The 26,202-nt window shown below is 72.3% G+C and carries 23 protein-coding genes; 10 read left to right on the top strand and 13 right to left on the bottom strand.

All coding sequences use genetic code 11. From position 1 onward, the window contains the following. The first annotated feature begins 50 nt into the window (after nt 1-50). On the top strand, nt 51-2,687 hold the full coding sequence (adhE, locus tag ACTEI_RS03550) for a bifunctional acetaldehyde-CoA/alcohol dehydrogenase (RefSeq protein ID WP_122981893.1): 2,637 nt from the start codon (nt 51-53) through the stop codon (nt 2,685-2,687). A gap of 954 nt (nt 2,688-3,641) precedes the next feature. Here the strand turns inward: adhE and galT are convergent. From galT to ACTEI_RS03570, 4 genes are all read right to left on the bottom strand, one after another. Next, nucleotides 3,642-4,736 (bottom strand): galactose-1-phosphate uridylyltransferase, encoded by a 1,095-nt coding sequence (gene galT, locus ACTEI_RS03555; RefSeq protein WP_122976325.1) that lies wholly within the window; start codon nt 4,734-4,736, stop codon nt 3,642-3,644. Next, nucleotides 4,733-5,509 carry a DeoR/GlpR family DNA-binding transcription regulator gene (locus ACTEI_RS03560; RefSeq protein WP_122981894.1) on the bottom strand — a complete coding sequence of 259 codons (777 nt, stop codon included), beginning with the start codon at nt 5,507-5,509 and terminating at the stop codon, nt 4,733-4,735. The genes galT and ACTEI_RS03560 overlap by 4 nt, the downstream gene beginning before the upstream one ends. Nucleotides 5,510-5,618: 109 nt before the next feature. Then, complete coding sequence (locus tag ACTEI_RS03565; RefSeq protein WP_122976326.1) at nt 5,619-6,533, bottom strand: glycosyltransferase family 2 protein; 915 nt, start codon at nt 6,531-6,533, stop codon at nt 5,619-5,621. Then, complete coding sequence (locus ACTEI_RS03570; RefSeq protein ID WP_122976327.1) at nt 6,530-7,462, bottom strand: sulfotransferase; 933 nt, start codon at nt 7,460-7,462, stop codon at nt 6,530-6,532. Before ACTEI_RS03570 ends, ACTEI_RS03565 begins: the two co-directional genes overlap by 4 nt. A gap of 62 nt (nt 7,463-7,524) precedes the next feature. On the opposite strand from ACTEI_RS03570, the gene ACTEI_RS38030 reads away from it, so the two are divergent. Next, nucleotides 7,525-8,556: a WecB/TagA/CpsF family glycosyltransferase gene (locus ACTEI_RS38030; RefSeq protein ID WP_239082283.1), complete on the top strand. Its 1,032-nt coding sequence runs from the start codon at nt 7,525-7,527 to the stop codon at nt 8,554-8,556. A gap of 56 nt (nt 8,557-8,612) precedes the next feature. On the opposite strand, the gene ACTEI_RS03585 is transcribed toward ACTEI_RS38030, so the two are convergent. Then, nucleotides 8,613-9,293: a DUF4262 domain-containing protein gene (locus ACTEI_RS03585; protein ID WP_239082284.1), complete on the bottom strand. Its 681-nt coding sequence runs from the start codon at nt 9,291-9,293 to the stop codon at nt 8,613-8,615. Here ACTEI_RS03585 and ACTEI_RS03590 point away from each other — a divergent pair. The 5 genes from ACTEI_RS03590 (at nt 9,264) to ACTEI_RS03610 (ending at nt 12,523) form a co-directional block, all read left to right on the top strand. Further along, nucleotides 9,264-9,653, top strand: a complete 390-nt coding sequence (locus tag ACTEI_RS03590) for a VOC family protein (RefSeq protein ID WP_122976329.1) — start codon at nt 9,264-9,266, stop codon at nt 9,651-9,653. The genes ACTEI_RS03585 and ACTEI_RS03590 overlap by 30 nt on opposite strands. Before the next feature lie 153 nt (nt 9,654-9,806). After that, nucleotides 9,807-10,181: a hypothetical protein gene (locus ACTEI_RS03595; protein WP_122976330.1), complete on the top strand. Its 375-nt coding sequence runs from the start codon at nt 9,807-9,809 to the stop codon at nt 10,179-10,181. 14 nt (nt 10,182-10,195) lie between these two features. Then, on the top strand, nt 10,196-11,173 hold the full coding sequence (locus ACTEI_RS03600) for a hypothetical protein (RefSeq protein WP_122976331.1): 978 nt from the start codon (nt 10,196-10,198) through the stop codon (nt 11,171-11,173). After that, nucleotides 11,170-11,670, top strand: a complete 501-nt coding sequence (locus tag ACTEI_RS03605; protein WP_122976332.1) for a hypothetical protein — start codon at nt 11,170-11,172, stop codon at nt 11,668-11,670. Before ACTEI_RS03600 ends, ACTEI_RS03605 begins: the two co-directional genes overlap by 4 nt. Before the next feature lie 13 nt (nt 11,671-11,683). Continuing rightward, nucleotides 11,684-12,523, top strand: a complete 840-nt coding sequence (locus ACTEI_RS03610; protein ID WP_145830958.1) for a hypothetical protein — start codon at nt 11,684-11,686, stop codon at nt 12,521-12,523. On the opposite strand, the gene ACTEI_RS03615 is transcribed toward ACTEI_RS03610, so the two are convergent. The 8 genes from ACTEI_RS03615 to cysC all read right to left on the bottom strand — a co-directional run bounded on the left by ACTEI_RS03615 (nt 12,520) and on the right by cysC (nt 22,639). Next, the gene (locus ACTEI_RS03615; RefSeq protein ID WP_122976334.1) at nt 12,520-13,524 is read right to left on the bottom strand and encodes a glycoside hydrolase family 26 protein; all 1,005 of its coding nucleotides are present in this window, start codon (nt 13,522-13,524) and stop codon (nt 12,520-12,522) included. The genes ACTEI_RS03610 and ACTEI_RS03615 overlap by 4 nt on opposite strands. Continuing rightward, a complete protein-coding gene (locus ACTEI_RS03620; protein ID WP_122976335.1) occupies nt 13,517-14,254 on the bottom strand; it encodes a methyltransferase domain-containing protein in 738 nt (245 codons plus the stop codon). Before ACTEI_RS03620 ends, ACTEI_RS03615 begins: the two co-directional genes overlap by 8 nt. Further along, the gene (locus tag ACTEI_RS03625) at nt 14,251-15,825 is read right to left on the bottom strand and encodes a lipopolysaccharide biosynthesis protein (protein ID WP_239082285.1); all 1,575 of its coding nucleotides are present in this window, start codon (nt 15,823-15,825) and stop codon (nt 14,251-14,253) included. The genes ACTEI_RS03620 and ACTEI_RS03625 overlap by 4 nt, the downstream gene beginning before the upstream one ends. Then, the gene (locus ACTEI_RS03630) at nt 15,822-16,700 is read right to left on the bottom strand and encodes a sulfotransferase domain-containing protein (protein ID WP_122976336.1); all 879 of its coding nucleotides are present in this window, start codon (nt 16,698-16,700) and stop codon (nt 15,822-15,824) included. Before ACTEI_RS03630 ends, ACTEI_RS03625 begins: the two co-directional genes overlap by 4 nt. After that, nucleotides 16,700-17,929, bottom strand: a complete 1,230-nt coding sequence (locus ACTEI_RS03635; protein WP_122976337.1) for a hypothetical protein — start codon at nt 17,927-17,929, stop codon at nt 16,700-16,702. Before ACTEI_RS03635 ends, ACTEI_RS03630 begins: the two co-directional genes overlap by 1 nt. Further along, nucleotides 17,930-19,297 carry an O-antigen ligase family protein gene (locus ACTEI_RS03640; RefSeq protein WP_122976338.1) on the bottom strand — a complete coding sequence of 456 codons (1,368 nt, stop codon included), beginning with the start codon at nt 19,295-19,297 and terminating at the stop codon, nt 17,930-17,932. Beyond that, nucleotides 19,294-21,018, bottom strand: a complete 1,725-nt coding sequence (locus ACTEI_RS03645) for a lipopolysaccharide biosynthesis protein (protein WP_122976339.1) — start codon at nt 21,016-21,018, stop codon at nt 19,294-19,296. The genes ACTEI_RS03640 and ACTEI_RS03645 overlap by 4 nt, the downstream gene beginning before the upstream one ends. 100 nt (nt 21,019-21,118) lie before the next feature. Next, nucleotides 21,119-22,639 carry an adenylyl-sulfate kinase gene (gene cysC, locus ACTEI_RS03650; RefSeq protein ID WP_122976340.1) on the bottom strand — a complete coding sequence of 507 codons (1,521 nt, stop codon included), beginning with the start codon at nt 22,637-22,639 and terminating at the stop codon, nt 21,119-21,121. 176 nt (nt 22,640-22,815) lie between these two features. On the opposite strand from cysC, the gene ACTEI_RS03655 reads away from it, so the two are divergent. The 3 genes from ACTEI_RS03655 (at nt 22,816) to ACTEI_RS03665 (ending at nt 26,176) form a co-directional block, all read left to right on the top strand. Further along, nucleotides 22,816-24,300: a glycosyl hydrolase gene (locus ACTEI_RS03655; protein WP_244940666.1), complete on the top strand. Its 1,485-nt coding sequence runs from the start codon at nt 22,816-22,818 to the stop codon at nt 24,298-24,300. Nucleotides 24,301-24,408: 108 nt separating this feature from the next. Next, on the top strand, nt 24,409-25,323 hold the full coding sequence (locus tag ACTEI_RS03660; protein WP_122976341.1) for an ABC transporter ATP-binding protein: 915 nt from the start codon (nt 24,409-24,411) through the stop codon (nt 25,321-25,323). Continuing rightward, the gene (locus ACTEI_RS03665; protein WP_122976342.1) at nt 25,316-26,176 is read left to right on the top strand and encodes an ABC transporter permease; all 861 of its coding nucleotides are present in this window, start codon (nt 25,316-25,318) and stop codon (nt 26,174-26,176) included. The genes ACTEI_RS03660 and ACTEI_RS03665 overlap by 8 nt, the downstream gene beginning before the upstream one ends. The last annotated feature ends 26 nt before the right edge of the window (nt 26,177-26,202 follow it).

The raw sequence follows: 26,202 nt of genomic DNA on the forward strand, positions 1-26,202 counted from the left end.
ACGGAGCCTTTGCGCCGCGTCCGCGGCGCGCCCCGCCCCGGAGGATGGACATGTCGGAGAGATCCGCCGACATACCCGAGGGGGAGATGACCGTGGGCGACATCCCGGCGATCGACGATCTGGTGCGAGGCGCGGAGAAGGCCCTGGCCGACTACGCGGACTTCACCCAGGAACAGGTCGATTACATCGTCGGCAAGGCTTCGGTGGCCGCGCTCGACAAGCATGGCGAGCTGGCTGCACTGGCGGTCGAGGAGACCGGCAGGGGCGTGTTCGAGGACAAAGCCGTCAAGAACATCTTTGCCTGTGAGCACGTCACGAACAGCATGGCCGGGATGAAGACGGTGGGCATCATCCACCGCGACGACGTCAACGGCATCACCGAGATCGCCGACCCGGTGGGCGTGGTCTGCGCCGTCACCCCGGTGACGAACCCGACCTCCACCACCATCTTCAAGGCGCTGCTCGCGCTGAAGACCCGTAACCCGATCGTCTTCGCCTTCCACCCGTCCGCACAGCGGTGCAGCTCGGAGGCGGCGCGGGTGGTCCGGGACGCGGCCATCGCGGCCGGCGCGCCGGAGAACTGCATCCAGTGGGTGGAGCAGCCGTCGATCGAGGCGACCGGCGCGCTGATGAACCACCCCGGTGTCGCCACCATCCTGGCGACCGGCGGCAACGCGATGGTGCGGGCCGCGTACTCGACCGGCAAGCCGGCGCTCGGCGTCGGCGCCGGCAACGTTCCGGCCTACGTGCACCCGACCGCGGACGTGGTCCGCGCCGCGCACGACATCGTGGTGTCGAAGACCTTCGACAACGGCATGATCTGCGCCTCCGAGCAGGCCGTCATCCTGGACAAGAAGATCGCCGGGCAGGCCATCCGGGAGTTCAAGCGGCTGCACGCCTACGTGGTGTCGGCCAAGGAGAAGAAGCTCCTGCAGGACTTCATCTTCCCGCCGGAGGGTGAGGGCAAGGACTGCGTCGGTGAGAAGCTGAACGCCGCGGTCGTCGGGCAGTCGCCCGCCTGGATCGCCGCGCAGGCCGGTTTCAGTGTGCCCGAGGACACCTCGATCCTGCTGGCCGAGATCACCGAGGTCGGCCCGAACGAGCCGCTGAGCCGGGAGAAGCTCTGCCCGGTGCTGGCCATGCTCAAGGCCGACGACGAGGAGCAGGGCATCCGGTACGCCGAGCAGATGGTCGAGTTCCACGGGCTCGGGCACAGCGCGGTCGTGCACGCCAAGGACGCGTCGCTCTCCGAGCGGTTCGGCAAGCGGATGAAGGCGGTCCGGATCATCTGGAACGCGCCCGCCTCGCAGGGCGGCATCGGCGACATCTACAACGGGTTCCGGCCCTCGCTGACCCTGGGCTGCGGCAGCTACGGGCACACCTCGGTCTCCGACAACGTGTCCGCCCTCAACCTGCTCAACATCAAGCGCATCGGCCGTAGGACTAACAACATGCAGTGGTTCAAGGTGCCGGCGAAGATGTACTTCGAGCCGCACGCCATCCGGTACTTCAAGGACATGCCGGACGTCTCGCGGATCACCATCGTCACCGACTCGACCATGACCCGTCTCGGCTACGTCGACCGGATCAGCAACGTGCTGCGCGAGCGGCCCGAGCCGGTGACCATCCAGGTGATCGACAGCGTGGAGCCGGAGCCCAGCATCGACACCGTGCAGAAGGGCGCGGCGCTGATGCGCTCGTTCCGCCCGGACACCATCATCGCGATCGGCGGCGGCTCGCCGATGGACGCGGCGAAGGTGATGTGGCTTCTCTACGAGCACCCGGACATCGAGTTCGGGGACATGAAGGAGAAGTTCTTCGACATCCGCAAGCGGGCCTTCAAGTTCCCGACCCTGGGCAAGCAGGCGAAGCTGGTCTGCGTGCCGACCACGTCCGGCACCGGCGCCGAGGTGACCCCGTTCGCGGTGATCACCGACACCGCCACCGGGCAGAAGTTCCCGCTGGCCGACTACGCGCTCACCCCGAGCGTGGCGATCATCGACCCGCACCTGACCAAGAACCTGCCCGCCGTGGTGACCGCGGACAGCGGCTTCGACGCGCTGACCCACGCCACCGAGGCATACGTCTCGGTCTACGCCAGCGACTACACCGACGGTCTGGCACTGCACGCGATCAAGCTGATCTTCAACAACCTCGAGCAGGCGGTCAAGGACGGCCCGAACAGCCCGCTCGCCCGGGAGAAGATGCACAACGCGGGCACCATCGCCGGCATGTCGTTCGGCAACGCGTTCCTGGGCATCGTGCACGCCATGGCCCACACCCTGGGCGCCACCTTCCACGTGGCGCACGGGCGGACCAACGCGATCCTGCTGCCGCACGTGATCCGGCACAACGGCACCGTGCCGGCCAAGCTGAACAGCTGGCCGAAGTACGAGCGCTACGTCGCGCCGGAGCGGTTCCAGGACATCGCGCGGCACCTCGGCCTGCCGGCCGAGACGCCGGAGGAGGGCGTGGAGTCCTACGCCCGGGCGGTCGAGCGCCTGCGGGAAGCGGTCGGGATCCCGTCCTCGTTCAAGGGCGCCGGCGTCGACGAGGCGGAGTTCGTGGCCGCGCTGCCGCAGCAGGCGATGAACGCCTACCTCGACCAGTGCGCCCCGGCCAACCCGCGGATGCCGATGCTCGCCGACCTCCGCCGGATCATGGAGAACGCTTACTACGGTCGCTGATCCGGTGCCCGCGCGGGTGTTCCCTCCACCCGCGCGGGCATCCCGGCAAACGGAAGCTCCGCCCCGTCGCCCCCAACGCGGCGGGGCTTCCGTTCGTCCCGGACCGGCGCGGGGCGGCGGTCGGCCCCGCCCAGAGACGGGTTGGGCGCTCGGTTCGTGCCGCACGCGGCGCTCCCGCCCGCCTCCGAGCCGGCTGCGCCCGTCCCCGCGATAACCGTCGTCAGCGCCGGCCGCACCGCCCCGGCCGGCGCCTGCCGTGGTCATCCAGCGCCTGCCGTGGTCATCGGCGCGCGATGGCCAGTGTCGTCACCAGCCGGGCGGCGGTTGGTGGCACGGTCGTCGGTCGCGGCGGATGCGCACGGGGAATCCTGCCGGAGCGCCGGTCGTGGAGTGGCGCGGTTCGGACCGGGGCGTTCGCCGAGGTACGGGGTCCGGGCGGCGCCTGTGGCCCGGTCCGGGCGCGAGCACGCTGCGGAGACACGCACGGGGCGTGGCGGCGGGCGGGAGGGGCAGGTCGTACCGGAAAGGGGGTGTTCGGGTTCGCCGCGCACGGCCTAACTTCGCAAAACGGATGTTTGGTACGTAACCGTCGTTATCCGGGGTCGTTTGACTCAGTGGTGCGGGTGGTGGGCTTGGGTACGCCGCTCGCCGTCCCCTTCAGCGGGGGCCTTGTCCCGGGCCCCCGCTGGTCCCCTTTCCGCCGCCCGCACCCTGACCAGGCGGGAGGTGCGCGGAGCCACCGCCCAGCCGGCCGGCGGTGTGCCTGTCCCGGCGGAACTCCTCGGCGGGATGGGCCCGGTGCTGCGCCCGGCGCGACGCCGCACAGCTGGGCCGGCACGGGCGGGTGCGCCTTTCCCGCCGGTGACGGCGGTGACGTACGCGTCGCTCACGCCGCCCGGCGCGGGTGCGTGCGTATATCGCTGCGCGGCGTGCGCTCGCTGCCGGGCGCTCCTCCTACCCGGCGTCCCGGAGCAGTTCCGCGGCCCTCTCCGGCACCACGTCGCTGACGAAGGCGCCCATCGCCGACTCCGAGCCCGCGAGGTACTTCAGCTTGTCCGCGGCGCGCCGGATGCTGAACAGTTGCAGGTGCAGATAGCCCAGCTCGCGGCCCTCGCCGACGACGGCCTGGTGCCAGGCCGAGATGTACGGCATCGGCTTGCCGAACAGGGCGTCGAACCGCCGCAGCACGTCGAGGTAGAGCGGGCCGAACGCGTCGCGCTCCTCGTCGCGGAGCGCGGGCAGGTCGGGAACCTGCCGGTGCGGCGCCAGCTGCACCTCGAACGGCCAGCGGGCGGCGGCCGGGACGTATGCCGTCCAGTGCTCGTTCGCCGCCACCACGCGCACCTTCGCGGACTGCTCGGCGGCCAGGACATCGGCGTACAGGTTGCGCCCGCCGGTCCGCTCGGCGTGCTTGGCGGCGGCCCGCAGCATCGCCGCGGTCCGCGGCGGCACCGTCGGGTACGCGTAGATCTGCCCGTGCGGGTGGTGCAGCGTCACGCCGATCTCGACGCCCCGGTTCTCGAACGGGAACACCTGGGCGACCCCAAGCAACCGCGACATCTCGGCGGTCCGGTCGGCGAGCGCGTCCACCACGGTGCGCACCCGGGAGGCCGGCAGCGCGCCGAACGAGCTGTTGTGGTCGCTGGTGAAGCAGACCACCTCGCACCGGCCGAGCCCCGGACGGACCGGAACCATGTCGGTGAGCTCGGTGATCTCGCCGCCCGGCACCTCGCGGTAGCTGAACGACGGGAACTGGTTCTCGAAGACCACCACGTCGTAGTCCGGCGCCGGGATCTCGCTGGCGAACCGCGACGTGGTCGGGCACAGCGGGCACGCGTCGGACGGCGGCAGGAAGGTGCGGGTCTGGCGGTGCGCGGCGACCGCGATCCACTCGTCGACCAGCGGGTCGTATCGCAGCTGGGAGGCCGGCGGGGGCGGCGGCAGTTCCCGGGTGTCCCGGTACGCCGCGCGGCCGGAGTCCGGCTTCTCGTCGAAGTAGATGAGTTCGCGGCCGTCGGAGAGCTGGACGGTGGAGCGAAGGGGTGTCACTGGGGATTCACCACCACGAGTTCGGGGACGGTTTCGGTGAGGAGGGTTCGCGTGGCGGTGTCCAGGCCGTCGTCGGTGATCAGCACGTCCGCGCGCTCCAGCGGCACGATCGAGGAGATGCCGACGGTGCCCCATTTGGTGCTGTCGGCGAGCACGACCAGACGTTCGGCCGCCTCCACCAGGGCGCGGTTGACGTCCGCCTCCATCAGGTTGGGCGTGGTGTAGCCGGCGCGCTCGCTCATCCCGTGCACGCCCAGGAAGAGCATGTCCAGGTGCAGGGTGCCGATCGCGGCCACCGCCACCGGCCCGACCAGCGCGTCCGACGGGGTGCGGGTGCCGCCGGTGAGCACCACGGTCTGATCCGGCCGGCCGGCGCGGTAGAACACGTCGGCGACCGGGATCGAGTTGGTCACCACGGTCAGCGACGGGACGTCGACCAGGCGCTGGGCCAGCACCGCCGTGGTGGTGCCGGCGGAGAGCGCGATGGCGTCGCCGGGGGAGACCAGGGCGGCCGCGCGGGCGGCGATCGCCGCCTTCTCGTCGCGCTGGCGCACCGACTTGGCGGCGAATCCGGGCTCGTGTGCGGAACCGGGGCTGACCGTGGTGGCGCCGCCGTGCACCTTCGCCAGCAGTCCGCGGTCGGCCAGCGCCTCCAGGTCGCGGCGGATGGTCATGTCGGAGACGCCGTACTCGGTGGCCAGCTCGCTGACCCGGACACCGCCGGTGGCCCGGACCCGGTCGAGGATCGCGGCCTGGCGCTGCTGCGCCAGCATCAGCAATGCACCGACTTCGGCCACTCTGCCAAAAACGATCGGGATTTCCGCACTATTTCGAACACACTTGAACACTACCGCCTGAGCTGGCATGCGCGGAAGAGTGACTTCAGATACCCCGCCCCCGCTTGTGCAGGGCCGACAGCACATTCTCCACCTTCACCGCGCCGGTCATCGCGGCCAGCGCGATCGCGGTGCGTGGCTCCCGCCAGTTCGCCCGCACCGCCTCCTTGCTGAACTGCCACGCCTGGCTACGGTTCCCGGACGCGGCCGACCAGCAGGCGAGCTGCCCGTACACCCGGGCGGCGCCGGGCCGGCAGCCACTGATCTCCGGGTGTCGCTGCATCATCCAGCGCAACGAGGAGATCTTGGTGGCGTACTCGTAGGCGTAGTGCGAGCTGCGCCCCCAGAGGACCTGCACCAGCGGCTCGTCCAGATGCACGATCGGCGCCCGGCGGGCCGCCCTGAGCAGAAGGTCCCAGTCCTCGTTCTGGCTGCCCGGCGCGTCCTCGGCGACCAGGCCGATGGCGTCCTCGGCGAGCGCCTCCCGCCGGATGAGGAACGACGACGAGTGCAGCATCGCCATCCGGGACCGGGCCAGATCCTCAACGGTCACCCGGCTGCGGCCGGCCAGCCGGGGCGTGGTGCGCCCCTCGAACTCCACCTCGATCGCGCACGTGGCGAACTCGGCCTCCGGCTCGGCCAGCAGCGCGGCCACCTGGCGGCGCAGCTTGTCCGGCAGCCAGCGGTCGTCGTCGTCGCAGAACGCCACCAGCTCGGTGTCCAGCGCCAGGATCCCGGTGTTGCGGGCGCCGGCCAGGCCGGCGGCCCGCCAGTTGGTCAGCACCCGCACCGGTACGTCGTCGGTGCGGGCGAGCAGGTCGTCCGGCTCGGCCTGGTCGTACACCACCACGATCTTGAGCTCGCCGGGGTAACGCTGGTTGCGCACCGCGGCGATCGATCGGCGAAGCAGTTCCGGGCGGTTGCGGGTGGGGATGACGACCCCGACGGTCGGCCAGTTCATCGCGCCTCCTGTGGGTTCAGCGGGTAGCCGTATGCCCGCAGCATCGGCCCGCACATCGCCCCGACCAGGCGGCGTTGCGCCGGCGGCAGCGCCCGCATCCAGGCGTCGTCGTGGCGCAGCGGCAGGCGGCCCACGGTGAAACGCATCGGGTTGCCGGCCGCGCTGTGCCCGACCCGCAGGTCGGCGTATCCGGGCCGGAGGAACTCCAGATCCTCCGGGCGCGGGGCGAGACCGGCGAAATCGGCGAGCCGGATGATCGCGGCGCGCGGGTCGGCCAGGAACTCCTCGTAGCGGATCCGGCGCACCGGCACACCGCGGCGGGCCAGCAGCCCGAACGCGGCGTTGTGCGCGTTCCACAGCAGCGCCGAGCGGCCGGGGGAGTAGCGGGTCATCTCGTCGGCGCCGTCGGTCTCCGGGCGGGCCACCCGCTTGGTCCAGGAGTACGCGACGCCGCGCGCGTCCCGGACCACGTGCACTACCCGCAGATCGATGTCACCGGCCGCACGCAGCACGTGGGCCAGCGCGGAATGCTTGGACGAGTCGACGACCAGTTTCGCGCCGGAGACCTCGGCGGCGGCGGCGTAGACCCGGGAGTAGTAGGAGGCGTACTCGCGCACCTGGGCGGCGGGCTGGGCGGCGGAGGCGAGCCGCGGGATGTGCCGGGTCCGCTCGACCCCGTCACGCAGGGTGTGCACCCGGTCGACGTCGACGTTGGCCCAGCCGCCGAATGCCCGCTCACCCACCCGTTGCCAGAACGTGCACCCGGAGAACCGCGACCCGCACCCGCACCGCTCGTCGTCGCGCAGGTCGCGCTGCCACAGGTGGACGACCTCGCCGAGCGCGCAGATCCCGGGCAGTTCGCCGAGCAGACGTTCGACGAGCGTGGTGCCGCTTCGCCCCAATCCGCCGAGAAATAGCACTTGTGCCACTTTGGCCCGCCTTCGATCGTTTCGCTCTGGTAACGAGTGAAGCAGGCAAAAGGAGGCGTCAGGTGGTTATCGAGGCTTTCGATCGCGTGCATCTGGACGGTACGGGCATCGACCGGATCACCGAGGACGAGGTGGTCGCGGTCGTCCGGGACGCCCTCGCGCACGGCCGAGGCGGCCGGATCATCACCCCGAACGTCGACATCCTGCGCCGTGCCGCCACCGACCCGTCGGCCCGCCGCCACCTCGACGACGCCGACCTGATCGTCGCCGACGGCATGCCGCTGATCTGGGCCAGCCGGCTGGGCGGCGCCCCGCTGCCGGAACGGGTCGCCGGAAGCAGCCTGATCTGGAGCCTCTCCGCGGGGCTCGGCCGCGACGCCCGGTCCATCTTCATCATCGGCGGTACCCCCGCCCCGCGCGCCATCGCCGCTGGCAGCGATTCCCGGGCGACTGCGGGCGGCGGGTCCGGAGGGTCCCGGGCGGCTGCGGGCGGCGGGGCCGGAGGATCCCGGGTGACTACGGGTGGCGAGCCCGGGGTGGTATCCGGCGGCGGACCTCGGGAGGCCGCCGTACCGGCCGGGCCGACCGCCGAGGTTCCGATCGTCGGTCGCGCGCTCCGCTCCGCCGCTGCCGCCGAAGGCACGGTCACCGTGCGCGAGGTGCGCGCGTCCGGCGCGGTGCGCGCCGCGGTGCGGCTCGCGGCGGCGAGCCCGGGCCTGCGCATCGCGGGCGCGGTCAGCCCGCCGTTCGGCTTCGAGCGCGACGAGACGGCGTACGCCGAAGTCTGCGCCCAGGTCGCCGCCGCCCAGCCGGACCTGGTCTTCGTCGGTCTCGGCTTCCCCAAGCAGGAGCTCGTGATCGAACGCCTCCGCCGCGACCTGTCGGCCACCTGGTTCGTCGGCTGCGGCGCCGCGGTCAACTTCGTGGCCGGTGACGTGCACCGCGCCCCGCGGTGGATGCAGCGCACCGGCCTGGAATGGGCGCACCGGCTGGGCACCGAGCCGCGCCGCCTGGCCCGCCGCTACCTGCGCCACGACGCCCCCTACGCCCTTCGCCTCCTGGCCCGCGCCCCGCGCCGCTCGGGCCGCTCCTGACCGACGGCGGGGGCGTGTGCGCCGGGGTGGGAGGTGGTCAGGCGGTGGGGTGTGTGTCATGGGGTGGGGCGGTCGCGGCCGGTGCCCGTGCGTCGGGGATGCGGGCCGGCCAGGCGGCGGGGCGCGCGGCAGTGGGCCGGCGCCGCGGATCGGGCGTTGATCAGGGGCTGGCGGTAATCATCCGCGTCATAGGCCGTCTGCCAGGGAAAGTGGTTGCCGGGATCGGGCCAGACCAGTTGCTGCAGGCGGAGGCGGGACCGGCCGTAGCGCGCCAGCGCGGCGCCCGGCCACAGGTCGGCGGTCGGCGCGCCGGAGACGATCACCACGTCCTGGTCGATGATCAAGTCGGACACCCGGCGGCCGTGGCGGAACCGGGCGCCTTCCTCATGGACCCGGCCGGCCAGCTCATTGAGCAGCTGGTGGCCGAGATCCGGCGGGAGCCCGGCGATGATCAGCTCCGGGCGGTCGCCCGCGGTCAGGCCGACCGTGTAGGCGAACGGGACGGCGTCGGCCGGGTCCTCGTCGGACGGGAGCACATGCACCACGGCCCAACCGAACTGCTGGATGATCTCGGTCTGCTCACGGAAGAAGTCGGACATCGGGTGACCCCTCGGGCTCGATCGGCAAGACTGCGGCCCACTATGGAACAGGTGTACGACACTTTTCGGGACCGGGAAGCAGTACGTGCGTACTGTTAAGGTCCCGGCATGGCGTTCCGCATCGATGATCTGCACCATGTCCAGCTCCTGATCCCGGGTGGCGGCGAAGCCGTCGCGCGGGCCTTCTACGCCGGCGTCCTCGGCATGGCCGAGGTGCGGAAGCCGCCGGCGCTGGCCGCCCGGGGCGGCTGCTGGTTCCGGGCCGGCGGCTGGGAGGTGCACCTCGGTCCGGTCCCGGACTTCACGCCCGCCGCCAAGGCTCACCCCGGCGTGCTCGTCGAGGACCTCGACGCGCTGGCGGGGGTGCTGCGGGCGGCCGGCCACCCGGTCGAGTGGGATCCGCATTTCCCGGGCCACCGGCGGCTCTACTCGGCCGACGGCCACGGCAACCGCCTGGAGTTCCTGGAGCCGATCGTGGGTCGGATCGCCGGGGAGTAATTCATGATCCGCTTATTGAAATTGATCAACGACATTGTGTGAACCTGATCAACGATTGTGTGGTGTACGTTGGCAGCGCATCGAGCGAAGTGGAGATGTCGCGTGACGTTGCCCTGATCAAGGGGTGTCCGGTCCGGTGCACGGGGAGCGGGAATGGCGGAGAATCCGAATCTTGGCGTTGATCTGTACAACCTGTGGACGGCCGGAAAGGACAACTATCCGTCCGTGGCCTACCAGTACACCGAGGCGCTCCGGTCGATCGACGCGACCGAGCCTGGCCTCGCCTACGCGTTCCGGCGGCCGGAGGTCTTCGGCGGCGGCGCCTGCGGCCCGGTCTACCAGCCCTGGCGTGACCTGCGCGACGGTCTGGCCGCCGTCCTCGGCGAGACCAGGGCCAATCTCCTGGGCGTCGCCGACGTGCTGTGCATGGCGGTACGGACCTATCAGGAGACCGATGACGAGGCGGCCGCCGCCTTCCGCGCGGTGCTGGGCGAGCGCGGCGAGCCCTTGCCGAAGCTGTTCGACTGACTCCGGGAGCGGCCATGAGTTTCGACCAGCTGATGCAGCACGCTCACGATATTCAAACCACCGCGATCGCCAAGGCGATGGAGCAGCGCGGCGTGCGCCAAGCGTCGAAGCCCGGCGACCCGCCGTACACTCCGCGTCCCGGCGAGGATGCCGTGCGAGCGAAGATTTCCGCTGACTTCGCCGACATCGCCTCGCTGTTCGAGCCCTTCTCAGCGATGCCCGACCCCGCCGCGTTCGACGGTCTCATCAGTTATCTCGACCAGGCGATGGGCTACCTGTCCACCGGCTTCATGCCGGACGACCCCATCACCGGCCAGGTGTATCCCGCCAATGAGACTCTGACCCGGATCGGCGCCTCGGAGAGCTACCTGGAGGAATGGACCGGGCACGCGGCCGATCGCTTCAGGACGGATTTCGTCAACACCTTCCCGCCCATCGTGGTGAACCAGTTCGTCGGCTGCGCCGTGCTGCACAGTGCCCTGATGGCTCAGCAGGCGCTCTGGGCCAGTGCGCGGGACGACATCGACAAGGTCGCGCACCACACGCTCAACGCTCTCGACAACATGGACCACTGCGGGCAGAACCGTTGGACGATGAGCTGGACCATCGTGGCCTCGGTCGCGGCGGTGGCGGCGGTGCCGGTGTCGGCCGGCACCTCGGTGCTGGGTGGCGGGCTCGCGCTCGGGACGGCGACCGCGGTGACCGCGGTGGGCGCCACCGGACAGGTAGTCGCGGCGCACCAGGTCACGCCACCCAAGGAGACGGAGTACCACGGCGAAACCGCCGAGGCCGTCATCGAGCAGATGCGCCACGGGGTGGCCGAGGCGATCAGCGAGATCCAGCACGGCGAGCAGATGATCGCCACCGCGCTCCGGCAGACGCACGCCTCCATGAGCGAGCACCGGGGGCTGTTCGTCGCCCCGCGGCCGAAGCTGCTCGACGCCACCCCGGGCAGCGTCTTCGACGACCGATATCTGGGGCGCGAGCGATGAGACTGCGGGAGTCCCTGGACCGGATGCGGGTGCACGCCTCCGTCGCGGGCGGCGCGATCACCGGCGAGCTGCACGACGCCGACCAGGTCGAGCTGACGTTCACGCCGGGTTACTACGACCGTGTCGCCGAGCCGGTGCTGATCGACCACCTGGTGGCGCTCGCGCGGGTGATGCACGCCGAGTACGTCCGGCAGTACCTCCGGGCCGTCAGCGAGGCGTCCGGGCGGACGATCACGAAAGAGCCGGCCGGGGACGGCCGCCGGGACCGGGCATACGCCGAGCAGCGGCAGGAGCTGATCGCGGAGGGGCGCTCCGCCGACGGCCGGATCACCGTCACGGTCCGGGGAATGCGGTCCTGGTGGGTGCGGATCGCCCCGGGCACGCTGCGGGTGCTCGACGAACGGCAGTTCGCCGCCCGTTTCGGCGAGGCCGCCCATGCCCTGATCCGCGATCAGTTCGCCGGAATTCGTGCCCTGAAGAACCATGTCTACGGCTGAGACGAGAGGTGCCATGACCCGGCAGGTTTCCTGGGCTGTTGTGCTCGGCCTGGCTCTTGTGGCGGCGACGGTTGGATGCGACCGCGGCTCGCCGTCGGCGCAGCCGTCGGTGTGCGCGGTTCCCACGAGTGCTCCGGCTGGTACCTATGGGCTTGCCGGACATGCGCCGGGTGGCGGCGGACTTGAGCTTGTCGACCATGGGTTCACGCAATTCACCGGCACGAGACGGGTGAGCCTGGGCGCCGTGGTACGCAACACGAGCGGCCTGATCGCTTACCGGACGGGCGTCAAGCTGCGCATCAGGGACGCGCAGGGGCGGGACGCGGTGCATCCCGTGAACGCGCGGGAACTGGTCATGGAGATTCCCGTCGTCCGGCCCGGTGAGCGGGTCGCGGTGGGGGCGAGGGTCGGTACCCGTGACGACGTGAGTCTCAACGGCGCTGCCGACAAGGTCGTCCGGTTCGATGTGGAGCTGGGATCGGCGACCTGGCTGCCGGCGGACGACGCGGCGTTGTTCCCGACCTTCACCGCCACCTTCCGTGGCATTGGACGCAACAGCACAGACCCGGTCAGGGGCGGTATCCGGTACTCGGTGACCTCGATGTCCTGCCGCCAGATGGCCTCTCGAGGCACCGCGGCGGTCTTTTTCGACTCGTCCGGCGCCGTGGTCGGCGGCACGATCGACGGAATCGGGGACCCGAGGCGATGCGGCACCGACGGATACGAGAAGACGTCTCTGGAGACCTACGTCCCCAAAGGCATCGACGAGGCGAGGACGCTGCTGACCGAGTACTGCGACGTGTCGCGGCCGGAGGGCGGAGTCTTCCGGCCCTCCGGAGCGCCGTTCAACTAGTCGGTGACATTGAAGTACGGGTCCTTGACGAGGGAGTGGAACGCCTTGAACGCCGCCTCGTCGCCGGACAGCTGGAACTGCTGGTTGGGCCCGTTCCCCTCGGGGTCCGACTCGAAGTACGCGACCGCCTTGATCTGCCGGTTGGCCTTGAAGGTCCGTTCCGCGTCGCGCAGCCACGCGGCCCGGTTCGCCGATCCCCACGCCTTCGCCACCCCGAATTCGCCGATCACGATCGGTTTCGGTCGCTGCGCCGCCCACCGCAGGAACGGCTCCATCAGTTCGCCGATCGGCTGGAAGCTGGCGCCGGCGTACACGTCGACGCAGGTCCAGTCGACCTGGTCGTCGCCGGGGTAGAAGTCCGGGGCGTCGCCGCGCATGAAGCCCTCCGCGGTCGGGCACCACACCCAGGACACGTTCTCGACGTGCTCGCGCCGGAAGATGTCCCGGACGTACTTCCAGGCGGCGATGTAGTCGGCCCCGGACCACATGGTGGCCCGCAGGTTGGGCCGGTCCATCTCCCAGCGCATCCGCAGCAGCACCGGGCGTTTGATCCGCCGGATCGCCCGGGCCTGCGCGCGGATCAGCCGGTCGTGCTCGCCGTCCAGGATGGACCGGTTGTCGCCGGTCGCCCAGCTGATCATCAGGGACTGGCCCTGGGCCAGGAACTCCTGATCCGATTCGGTCCCGACGAGCTGTTCGAAGCGGCGGTAGGTGTTCAGGATGTCCAGTCGCCGTCCCAGCGAGCTCTCCAGCGAGCCGACCGCGGCCAGCCGCCCCACGTGGGTGAGCTCGTCCGGTTTGATCCAGGCTCCGACGTACGCGCCCCGTGCCGGAGGCGTGAACGGGCCGGCGGCGAACGGGCCGTCCTGCACCGCGATGGCCCGCGGCCGCCCGAACAGGTCGGGCGCGGGCGGCGGGGCCGGTTGCGGGCGCTCGTCGTCGCCGCCGCAACCGGACAGCATCAGTACCGCGACGAGCGCCGCCGCCCACGCCCTACGCATGGACACGCCGGGCGGTGTAGAGGACGTTCACCGCGTACCCGTCGGTGCCGGGCAGCCGCCGCGCCGCCGCGTCCGCCAGCCGGGCGACCCGGTGGCCGTGCAGCGACGGGGTGAGCATCGAGAACCCGCGCCGTTCCACGATCTCGAAGCCGTGCCGGTCGAGCAGCGCCGCCACCTCCTCGTGGGACAGCTCGGCGAACCAGCGCTCGCCGCGGTGCCGGCGGGCCCGCAGGTGCCGCAGCGATCCGGCGTTGCCGTGGTTCTCCACCACGAGCAGCCCGGAGCCGCGGTGCGGCAGCGCCTTGGCGGCGAACGCGATGGCCCGGTCCCGGACCGGGTCGGGCACGTTCAGCAGCAGCCGGAACACCGTCACGATGGCCGGGAAGCCGGCCGCCACCGGGGTGGGCACCGGCCCGTCGGTCGACACCCGGTGCCAGTACGCCCGGGAGCCCACCTCGGCCGCCTTCGCCATCATCTCGGCCGACGTGTCGTACCCGTGCGCCTCGCGGACCAGCCCGTGCAGAGTGCGGATGGCCCGCCCGGTGCCGCAGGCGAAGTCGTGCTGGACCGGCGGGTGCTGCCCCTCGAACTCGCGCCGCACCAGCGCGCGCAGGTAGTCGCGCTGCCGGTCGTTGATCCGGGACGCGTAACTGTCCGGCGCGTACGTCACGGACTCGTACTTCTCCACCGCCTCGGTGTCCTGGAACACCTCGGTGTAATCGCTGGTCAACTCGCCTCCTGGAGGTTTCGTCGGGTGAACGCGCCGAGCTCGAGCCGGCCGCGCAGCAGCCAGGCGCCGAGGCCGAAGGCCGGTGCCGCGACCGCGACGGCCAGCGCCAGGCCGGCCGGGCCGTCCCCGGCGAGCCCGGTCACCGCCCGGGGCAGCAGGCCGAAGCAGCCGATCGCGAGCAGGGCGGCGGCCCGGGTGCCCGGGCCGAACGGGTGCAGACGGGCGCCGCGGAACACCTGGATCAGCGGCAGAAGGTTGTTGGCGACGATCGCCCCGGCCAGCCCGGCGGCCGCGCCCATCGCGCCCCAGCGCGGGATCAGCAGCACGTCGAGCCCGATCGTGACGGCCAGCGCGATCAGCACGTTGGCCAGGTTCAGCGAGGTCCGGCCGGCCATCGCCAGCACCATGTCGACCATGCCGCAACCGGTGGCGACCAGCATCGCCAGCGCCAGCAGCCGCACCACGGGGGTGCCGGCGACGTACTCGCCGCCGAAGATACGCAGGTAGTACGGGGCGCACAGGATCACCAGCAGGTTGACCGGCCAGGTCACCAGCACCAGCCAGCCGGTGGCGACCTGGTAGAGGCGGTTCGCGGTGGCCCGGTCACCGGTGCTCAGCGCCTCGGCCAGGCGCGGCTGGAACGACTGGGAGATGCCCTGGTTGGCGAACTGGATCAGGATCACGAAGCGGCCGGCCACCGCGTAGACCGCGGCCGCGCCGAGCCCGCCGAACGCGGCCACCAGCAGCACGTCCACCCGCTGCAGCGCGAGCTGGGCCACCGCCGCGAGCGCGCGCGGGCCGGTGAACCGCCAGAAATCCCGCCGCAGCCGGCGGCGTTCGGCCGGCTCGCTGGTCGCGCCGCGCGGGCGCCCGGCCAGGTAGGCGCGGCGGGCGGCATACCCGGCCAGCAGGGTGACCGGGAGGTACGGGGCGGCCCAGGCCAGCGCGAAGACCGGCAGCGAGGCCGCCACCCACAGCGTGGACACCGCGGCGGCGGCCACCGCGAGCAGTTGCAGCGCGCTGCGCAGCACCCGGTCCAGCAGCACGGTCGGGCGCATCCAGCGGTACCCGCGGGTGACCGTGAGCAGCGCGTCGGTCAGCGCCTGCAGCGGGATGAAGGCGGCCAGCACGCGCAGGCCCTCGGTGTGCGCGGCGACCACGGCGGGGGAGTCGTGCGCGGTGATCCGGGCGACGCCGGGCGCGGTCGTCCACACCGCGGCGGCCAGCAGCAGCGAGAACCCGACGACCGGGCCCAGCCCGGCGCGCAGGCAGGGGCCGAGCAGGTGGCTGCGGCCGGTGGCCCGCAGCCGGGCCGGCCAGTACACCAGGCCGGTGCCGGTGCCCAGCTTGGCCAGGCCGCCGGCCAGCACGAACGCGGCGGTGGCGGAGAAGAAGGCGCCGGCCTCGGCGCGGCCGAGGCTGCGGGCGACGATCCAGGTGACGGCCACGCCGGTCGCCCCGGCCAGGGCGGATCCGGCCATGTTGGCCAGCCCGCCGCGGGCCGCGCCACGCGCGCCGGGGCCCGGGCCGGCCGCGGGCGGGGCCGGGTCGGTCAGCGGGCCGGCCGTCACCCGCGGCGCCAGATCGGGGTGTGCCCCAGCCAGCCGGCCAGCGCCTCGTCGTGCGGCCGGTAGTAGGCGCTCAGCTCACCTCGCAGCCCCGGGTCCATGTCGGCCTGCCGGGGGCGGGCGTTGTGCTGCTCGAACGCCGGCCGGTCCAGGTCGGTCGGCAGCCCGAGGAACTCGCAGACCTCGTCGTAGACCGGTTCCGGCTCGGTGAAGAAGCGCTCGCTCTCCACCACGTGGATGCGTTCCCGGCCGACGTGCTGGGCCATCACGCTGAGGTAGCGGGCGTACTCGCCGCGGGCGCGGTAGGCGTGGTGCTGATGGGCGAAGCTGTAGTACATCGGGTCGGCGGCGAGCCGTTCCTCCCGGCGGTGCAGGCGGGCCGGCTCCAGGGCGAGCGCCGCGCCGAAGTCGCGTTCGCTCTCGAAGGCCCGGGCCACCTCGTGGTGGTGCTGCGAGTAGGCCCGCTCCACCGGGTCGCGGACGAGGACCAGCAGCTTCGCGTTCGGCAGGTCGCGGGCGATCCGGGCCGCCGCCTGCGGGTGGTACATGTAGTACGGGGCGGATTCGAAGGTCTGCGCGGGCACGCCGTACCGCTCGGCCACCTTCTGCGCCGACCGGCGCGACGGGAAGTGCGCCCGGTACCAGTCCAGCCCGCGGTGGTACGACGTGTCGAAGTAGTGCACGCCCTTGTGCAGCACCGCCTTGAGCACCACCGGGTGCGCGGCCAGTGCCCGGTACAACGAGGTGGTGCCGCACCGCTGGCCGCCGCAGATCAGGAAGGACGGCAGCATCCGGTGCTCGCTGGTGAGCCGGCCGTACGAGCGGGAGCCGAGGTGCACCACCCGTTTCACCGGGGCGGGCAGGTTGCGTACGTTCATCACAGCTCCTCAACACGCCGGATCAGCACCGGCAGCAGCCAGGTGCCGAGCACACCGAGCCGGGCGCCGGCCTCGGCCTGGCGGTCGGTCAGGTAGCGCACGGCCAGGTCGACCAGGTAGAGCAGGGCGGTGGTCTCGCGGGCCACCGGCGCCACCCCGAACGGGGTGAGCAGCTCGTCGGCGCGGCGTACGGTGGCTTCCACCGCGCCCCGGGCGTCCCCGCTGGTCTGGATGCGTTTCTGCAGCTCGTGGTGGATCGCGTCGAAGCCCGTCGGCACGCCGGTGGCGAACCGCTCCCAGTCCCAGACCAGCAGCGCGTCGGCGAGGTTGGCCATGTTCCAGGGCGCCCAGTCGCCGTGCCAGGCGCCGTAGCGCAGCGCGATCTCCCCGCTGTGCGCGGCGAGCAGGTCGACCGCGGCGGACAGCGCCGCGCCCTCGGCCCGTTCGGTGACCGCGGCCAGCCGGCCCCGCAGCTCGTGCCAGTACGCGCTCTGGGCCAGCGGCCCGGTGGTGTATCCGCAACATCCGGCGATGTCGAGCATCGCCGCGGCGAGCCGGCGCGGGGTCAGCGGCGCCCGCGGCAACCAGACCGGTAGCGCCGACTGGACCAGCACCTGCAGGCCGCGCCACTGGCCGGCGTGCAGCACGCGGGGGACGGTCAGCTTGGTCAGCCCGCTGGTGCCCAGCGCCTGGAGGGCGGTGGTCTCGGCGCGGACCAGGCGCTGGGTCAGCGGCCCGGTGCCGATCTTGCCGAAGCCGAACGTCTCGCCGTCCGGGGTGAGCAGCTGAAGCACCGGCTTGCGGTTGGCGCGAGCCGGACCGATGTGCACACTCACTGACAAATCGCGCCGGAGCGCGTCGCTCAGGTAGCCGTCGATGCTGGCCGAGACCGGCCCGGTGACCCGGATCCGGTCGCGGAACACCAGCCGGTCGGCCCGGGACCGTACCGCCGCCACCACCGCGTCGCGCTTGAGGCGGGCCAGGCGGGACTGCGGCTCGGCGTACCGGCGGACCGCGGCCGCGGCGACCGGGCGCGACGGTGTCGGGACCAGCAGGCGCGGGCGGTGCGCGTTCGGCACCACGAGGTATTCCACGACGGTGTTGTCCCCGGCGCCGTCGGTGCGGCAGGGCGCCGGGTAGAGCAGCCGCAGCACCTCGGTCAGGTACTGCGTGCGCAGCGCCGCGTCGCCCGCCGTGAGCTCGGCCGGAGCGGTCTTCACTGGGCTCAATTAATCGTTCCCCTCGATCCAGTTGCGCCAGAGCAGCGCGTACGCCAGAACCATGAAGGCCAGAGGGGTGACCAGGGAGTTGTACCAGAGCATCGCGGAGAACGAGCTGACCAGCGCGGCGCTGCCGGCCACCCCGATCGCGGTCCGGTCGCGGCGGAAGCGCCACAGGCCGTACCCGAAGAAGCCGAGGTAGCCGGCCGTGCCCACGGCGCCGTGGGCGTAGAGCAGCTGCCAGAGCTGGCCGTTGCCGCCGACGGTGAAGTTGCCGCAGCGCTCGCACTCGGAGCTCTCGCCGACCGTGATCGAGTTGCGTCCGCCCACGGTGTTGCGGGTGCCGCCGTAGCCGATCACCGGCGAGGCGGCGAAACCGTCCAGGGCACGCTCGATCAGGAACGAGCGCACCCCGTTCGACTTGCCGTTGTCCAGCCGGGCCTGCACGGTGTCGCCGAGCGGGGTGGCGACCAGCGACACCGTGATCGCGGCGGCGGTCAGCGCCAGCGCGCCCAGCACCCACAGCTTGCCGGCCAGCACGTAGCGGGCCGCGACGTACAGGACGAGCACGCCGAGGCCGATCCACAGGCCCCGGTTCAGCGAGACCACGGCCGGCGCGATCGAGGCCAGCAGGCACAGCCACGCCAGGGCCCGGCGGCCGCCGTGCGGACTGGCCGCCACGGCCACCAGCAGCCAGCCGACCAGCAGGCAGAAGTTGTTGCCCCAGGTGTTGGTGTACCCCCAGGGCGCGGCCGGGCGGGGCCGCTCCCCGCCGACCAGGTCCATGATCTGCGCCGCGTACGGGTGCACCAGCGACCGGACGAACCCCTTGCTGCGGACCCCGTGCGGCAGCAGCCACTCCACCGGCGAGGTGAACTCGAACGTGCCGGCGACCATGCCGAGCAGGCCGCCCAGCACGGTCAGCACGAACATGCCGGCCAGCAGCCGGACCAGGCGGTAGCGCGGCAGCTCCCGCTCGGCCAGGTTCCCGGCGTAGAGCAGCAGGACGGTGAGCGAGCCGTACATGGTGAGTTTGTAGAGGACCGCCGGGAGCCGCCCGGATGCCTTCTCGACCACGGTCTGCGCCGGGTCCGCGCCCAGCGCGGCGATGCTCACCACGACCGCGGCCAGGAAGATCACCCACCAGGCGAAACCGGGTGGCAGGTGCAGCGGGCGGCCCGCCGCCCGGCGGCGGATCAGCAGGAACAGCATCGGTGCGGCCATCAGCGGGAAGATCAGCACGCCCAGGCCGAGCGCCCACCAGAGCGGGTAGAACAGCAGGATGCCGGTCACCGGCCAGGCGGGCAGGGAGAGGTTCCGGCCGGCGCGGCGGTGCGCCGGACCGGTGGGCGGCGCCGCCGGGGCGACCGCGATCATTTCTCGTCGCCGTCCGTGGCGCCCGCGCCGGTGATGTCGATGATCGAGGTGTCGTCGTCCCGGCCGCCGTCCGCCGGGCGGGACCGGACCGCGGCCGGCACCGGCTCGCCCCGCTCCGGCAGGGGCGGCAACTGCTGGGTCGATTCGTCGATCACCGGCTCCTTGCCGGGCGATGGCAGGGTCACGGCGGGCGTCGGCGAGCTGTCCGACCGGCGGGCGGCCAGGCGGGGCAGCACCACCGCGCCGAGCAGCCGGGTGCCCACCCGGCGCAGCTGTTCGGTGGCGTCCACCAGGGCCGGGCGCCGGGTGCGGCGCAGCTCCACCGCGAGGATCGCCGCGTCGGCGAAGCTGGCCAGGCTCTGCGCGTCGGCGCTGCTGCTGGTCGACGGCGCCTCGATGATCACGTATCCGCCCTGCCGGCGCAGCGCCTCCAGGGTGTCGCGCAGCCGCTGCGACTGCATCAGCCCGGCCGCGGTCGCCGCGCCGCCGGTGGCGATCACCCGCAGCGACGGGATCCGCGGCGTGCGCTGCAGCGTGCGGTCCAGGGTGACCCGGCCGGCGAGCAGCTCGGACAGGCCGGGCACGGCGGCGACCCCGAGCATCCGCGCGAGCGGCGCGGTGTCGATCACGCTGTCCGGCAGGTGCGCGCCGATCAGGACGACGTCGCTTCCGGTACGGGCCAGCGCCGCCGCCAGGTTCGCCGCGACCAGGGTGCTGGCCGATCCCCGGCTGGTGCCGGTCACCACGATGATCCGGTCGCCGGGCGCCAGGCTGGCCAGCACCTCGTTGCGCAGCCGGTTGAACACCCGGCCGCCCGGTCCGTAGGGCTGCAGCACGTCGTCGAAGTGCGGGGTGGTCCGCTCGTCCAGGGCGGCCAGCACCGGCACCCGGCCCCGGTCGCGTACGTCCACCGCGGTGACCAGCCGCCGGTCGAAGCGCTCCCGCAGGTACGCCAGCGCCAGTCCGGCCAGCAGCCCGATCATCGCGCCGGTGGCGATGTCCAGCAGCGTGTTCGGGCTGGACGGCTCGTCCGGCATCCGCGCGTCGCTGATGATGCTGCCGCCGCCGACCGTGGTGGTGGTCAGCTCGTTGAGCCGGCCGGTCAGGCTGTTCAGCTGGTTCTGCGAGTTGTTCCGCAGGCTCTGCAGGTTGCTCTCGGTGGAGCTGCCCCGGGGGGCGACGGCCAGCCGGGCGTTGATCCCGGTGAGCGTGCCGGTGAGCTGCTTGACCTTGAGGTTCAGTGAGGCGATCTGCTTGTCCAGCTGGGCCCGCGCGGTCTCCTCCCGGTTGCGCAGGTAGGCCTCGGCGAACGCGTGCGAGCCGGCCTGGGCCTTCACCGGGGTGTCCGCCCGAAAGGTGATCACCAGGACCGTGGTGTTCGCCGGGACCTGCACCGACACGGCGTGCGCCAGCTCCAGCGGCGGCGCGTCGGTGCGCAGCAGCGCGGCGGCCTTCGCGGCGACCGCGCCGGAGCCGACCAGCTGCGCCTCGGTGTCCAGGTTGACCGCGCCCTTGGTGCGGCCGCCCTGGGCGTTGACGTCCTGATCGACCGCCTGCACCAGGACCGACGAGGAGGACTCGTAGATCCGCGGCCGGGAGTGCGTCACCATGGCGCCCACGCCCAGGCCCGCCGCCGTGGCGACCAGGGCGATCCACCAGTGCCGGCGAACCGCGCCCAGGTAGTGCGCGACTTCGGAGGACGGTGGGCGAGACGCTTCCATCGGTGTCCGCGGCCTTTCGAGGAGGAGTGTCAGCTTTGGGCGTTTCGCCCCAGAGGGGTAACGCCCGACTCCCGCCGCGAGTGATGGGTCGACGACTCTCCTACGTCAATTTGGGTTCCACCCAGCCGTTCTCCACCAGGTATCCGAGCACCGTCTCGACCGCCTCGGCGACCGACATCGTGGTGGTGTCGACGGTCAGCTCGGCGTCCAGCGGCTCCTCGTACGGGTCGTCGATGCCGGTCATCCCGCGCAGCTGGCCGGCCCGGGCGCGGGCGTACAGGCCCTTGCGGTCGCGGCGCTCGCAGACCTCCAGCGGGGTGGCCACGTGCACCAGGACGAACCCGGCGCCGGCCTCCACCGCCATCCGGCGCACCGCCGCGCGGGCCGCCTCGTACGGCGCGATCGGGCAGGCCACCGCCATGCCGCGGTGCCGGCCGACCTCGGCGGCCACCCAGCCGATCCGGCGTACGTTGCGGTCCCGGTCGGCCTTGCTGAAGCCCAGCCCGGCGGTCAGCTCCCGGCGCACCACGTCGCCGTCGAGCAGCGTGACCGTCCGGTCGCCGGTCTCCCGCAGCGCGTCGGCCAGGTTCCGGGCGATGGTCGACTTGCCGGAACCGGACAGGCCGGTGAAGAACACCACCAGGCCGCGGTGCCGGCGTGGCGGGCGCACCCGGGACAGCTCCTTGGCCACCGCCGGCGGGGTGTGCCACTCGGGCAGCGGGAAGCCGCGGTCCAGCAGGTCATCGATCTCCGCGGGACTCATCGCCACCCGACGGTTGCGCGGCGGGATGTCCTCGCGCCAGCGCCACTGGCCGTCCCGGTTGTCGTAGGCCAGCTCGCGCGGGACGAGCACGCGCAGCCCGGCACCGGACAGCGCCTCGCCGGTGGAGAGCACGTGGGTCACGCCGTAGGCGGCGGCGACCCGGGAGCGCAGCAGCGCGTCGCGCATCTCGTCGCCGTGCGGCATCAGCGGGACGGCGACCACGGTGGCCGGGGGCAGCCGGTCCCGGGCCGCGAAGATCGCTCGGACCAGTGCCTCCGGCGGCAGGCCGTCCGGCCCGTGGCCGCTCACCGGGACCAGGATCAGCAGGTGCGCGGCGAGGGTACGGGCGGCGTGCGCGATCTGTGCCAGCTGCGGCCGGTGCAGCGGGCGGTCGGCGATCACGCCGAGCACCCGGCCCGGTGGCAGCAGCGCCCGGACCTCCGCCGGCGCTCGGCGCAGGCGCTGGAACGGGCCGTGCCCGCCGTCGCCCATCGGCCGCGCCGGGCCGCCCAGGCCGTACCGGTTGTCGGCGATCCGCCACACGTCGGTCGCCTCGATCGCGGCGATCGGGGCGCCCTCCAGGTCGGTCAGCACCACGGTGCGCCGGGCCGGGTCGGCCGGGTCGAGCCGCTCGGCCAGCTCGGCCGGGATCTCGCATGTCACCGGCACCGGCCAGGGCGTGCCGTCGGCGAGCCGGCCGCTGCGCGCCAGCGACACCAGGTCGGCGCGGGTCAGGAACCCGTCCAGCGGAGCGTACGCCCCGGAGAGCAGCAGCTCGAGATCTGCCAGCTCGAACGGGCGTGGGGCGAACGACGGGGCGTCCCGGAGGACGTCTTCGGGCAATACCGAGCCACTCACCTTGTTATCCCCTTGCCGCGGCCGACTTGGGTGACAGTTTCGCAGCCCGATGCCATCCGGTCGAGACGGCCCGGCGATCTCGGTGTGCCGCTGACAAAATCATCCGTTCGCCCGATACCGGGCTATTAAGGCATATTGCTGGACAAATGCTGATGATCCTTTAATACTGGGCGATTGTGAGACAGACCTTACGCGTCGCCACGGTCACCGCCTTCGCGATGTCCGTGGTGACCACCCTCGCCTGGGCGTGGACCGGGGGCGTCGAACAGATCGGGCTGGTGCCGTCCGGCGATCCGGTGATGACCGCGATGCCGGGCGCCAGCCGGTCGGCGGCGTACCGGGAAACGCCGCCCGCGCGGACCGCCGCGCCGCCCATGACCCTGCCGGCGGACCCGGACCGGGCCGACCGGCTCCGGCCCACCGTGCTCAGCGCCGCCGCCCGCCCGCTGCGGCCCGGCGTGCCGGCCCGGGCCGCCTCCGGGCTCGGTGTCGCCGCCGGTCCGCGGCGGGCCGTGGTGCCGGGCCGGGCCGCCTCCGGGCTCGGTGTCGCCGCCGGTCCGCGGCGGGCCGTGGTGCCGGGCCGGGCCGCCTCCGGGCTCGGTGTCGCCGCCGGTCCGCGGCGGGCCGTGGTGCCGGCCCGGACCGCCTCCGGGCTGGGCGTCGCCGCCGGCCCCGTCCGGGCCGGCGGGCCGGCCCGGACCGCCCCGGCGCGCAAGCCCTGCCGCACCGGGCGCAAGCTGGTGCCCACCTGCGGTGTGCTGTGGGGTGTGGCGCCCGGCGCGCGGACCGAGGAGCGCGGCTCCCCGGCGCTCGCCGACTTCGAGCGCAAGACCGGCCGGCACCAGGACATCTACCACGGCTACCACCACGGCATCCGGCAGGTGTTCCCGACGCCGCAGGAGATCGCCATCGCCCGGCAGCCCGGCCGCAAGCGGATCCTGCTGCTCAACTGGAAGCCGGAGAGCACCACCTGGGCGCGGATCGCCAAGGGTGACCGGAGGACCGACGAGTTCCTCGACCGGATGGCCCGGCACCTGCGGCACAACTTCCGGGAGCCGTTCTTCTTCGCGATCCACCACGAGGCCGAGGACCAGGTACGCGAGCGCGCCGGCTCGGGGTACACCGCACGCGACTACGCGGCGATGTTCCGGCACGTGGTCGAGCGGCTGCGCCGGCACGGGGCGGACCACCTGGTCACCGTGCTGGTGCACATGGCGTACGTCCCGCACACCACGAAGAGCTGGTTCAGCGACATGTACCCGGGCGACGACGTGGTCGACTGGATCGGGTTCGACACGTACTCGTACAGCGACCCCGGATACGGGCACGGGGACTTCGCCGAGCTGCTCAACCGGCGGTCCGCGCGCAAGCCGGGATGGCCGGGCTTCTACAACTGGGTACGCGCGCACCACCCCCGCAAACCGCTGATGGTCGCCGAGTGGGGCGTCTGGTTCAGCAAGCGCAACCCCGGGCACATGGCGGAGTTCTACCGCGAGGTGGGGCGGCAGATCGGACGCTTCCCGGCGATCAAGGCGATGGTGCACTTCGAGACACCGGCCAACCGGAAGGGGCAGGATTCCTCGGTGGACTCCACCCCGGCCGCCCTGCGCGAGTACCGTCGCCTGGGCAGACTCCCGGTCTTCCAGGTGGTGATCGGCTGAGCGCCACGGGCGGCGCTCCGCGAACCTGTGAAAACGCTGAGGGACCCTGAGTACGCCTCAGGGTCCTTCCCTATTCGCCGGCGTGCACGGGCTTCCTAGGCTGAGGCCGTGAACATCATCGCTACTCAGGCGCTCACCAAGACGTACGGGGGCGGGGTGACCGCCCTGGCCGACCTCACCGTCGCGGTCGAGCCCGGCGTCATCGGGCTCGTCGGCGCCAACGGCGCCGGCAAGAGTACGTTCATCAAGATCCTGCTCGGCCTGCTCGCCCCCAGCTCCGGGTCGGTCCGGGTCTTCGATCTGGACCCGGTCACCGAGACCGACAAGGTGCGGGCGCGGGTCGGATACATGCCGGAGAACGACTGCCTGCCGCCCGACGTGTCGGCCGCCGAATTCGTCACCCACCTGGCCCGGATGAGCGGCCTGCCGCGCACCGCGGCCCGCGAGCGCGCCTCCGAGGCGCTGCGCCACGTCGGCCTCTACGAGGAGCGGTACCGCCAGATCGGCGGCTACTCCACCGGCATGAAGCAGCGCGTCAAGCTCGCCCAGGCGCTGGTGCACGACCCCGATCTGCTGCTGCTCGACGAGCCCACCAACGGCCTCGATCCGGCCGGCCGGGACGCCATGCTCGCCCTGATCCACCGGATCGGCACCGAGTTCGGCATCTCCGTGGTGGTCTGCTCGCACCTGCTCGGCGAGGTCGAGCGGATCTGCGACTCGCTGATCGCGATCCAGGGCGGCCGGCTGCTGCGTGCCGACCGCATCTCCACCATGACGGCCGCCTCCGACGTGCTGGCGGTCGAGGTCAGCGACGGTACGGACGAGCTCGCCGCCCGCCTCGCCGAGGTGGGCCTGCCGGTCACCCGGGACGGTCGGCTGCTGCTCGTGCCGATGGAGTCGGACACGGCGTACGACCGGATCCTGCGCGCGGTCACCGACCTCGACCTCAACCTGCACCGCCTGGACCAGCGCCGGCACCGTGTCGCCGAGCTCTTCACCGCGAAGGAGACCGCCGATGTCTGAGACCGGCGTCATCCATGACATCGGCTACCAGCGGTACGAAGGCCCCCGCCTGGGCCGCGCCGCCACCATCACCGCGCTCTACGGGCACGGGGTGCGCGCCGCGTTCGGCTTCGGCCGGTCCGCCAAAGCCAAGATCTTCCCCTGGCTGGTCGCCGGGATCACCGTGCTCGTCGCGGTGATCATCGCCGCGGTGAAGTCGCAGGTGCCCGACTTCGAATTCGGCTACGTCGAATTCGACGACTCGCTGAGCTGGCTGATCATCTTCTTCGTCGCGATCCTCGCGCCGACGCTGGTCTCCCGGGACATCCGCGCGGGCACCCTGCCGCTCTACTTCAGCCGCCCGCTGCGCGCCGCCGACTACGTGATCGCCAAGTTCCTGGCCATGGTCACCGCCGTCTGGCTGCTGCTCGGCGTGCCGCAGCTGATCATGTTCCTGGGCGCCGCGTTCACCACCGAGAAGGGGCTGAGCGGGGTCTGGGACGAGGTGCGCGAGCTGGTGCCCGGCTGGACCTACAGCCTGCTCTGGGCGCTGCTGTTCACCAGTATCGGCCTGCTGGTCGCGTCGCTGACCGGCAAGCAGGCGTTCGCCGCCGGCGGCATCGTGGCGATCTTCCTGGTCACCACCCCGGTGGTCGGCGTGCTCACCCAGCTGCCGTCCAGCGCCGCCAACCAGATGGCCGGCCTGGCCAGTCCGATGACCCTGATCAGCGGCGTCGGCTCCTGGGCGCTCGGCAGCGACATCGGGATGGACCTCGGCCGGTACGGCCCGATCTACGGCATCGAGGCGTTCTGCCTGATCGCCGCCTGCCTCCTGCTCCTTCTCGCCCGCTACCGGAAGGTGGCCGCGCTGTGACGACCCAGACCCAGCCCACCGCACCC

Origin of the sequence: Actinoplanes teichomyceticus ATCC 31121, assembly GCF_003711105.1 — a bacterium.
GTDB lineage: Bacteria > Actinomycetota > Actinomycetes > Mycobacteriales > Micromonosporaceae > Actinoplanes > Actinoplanes teichomyceticus.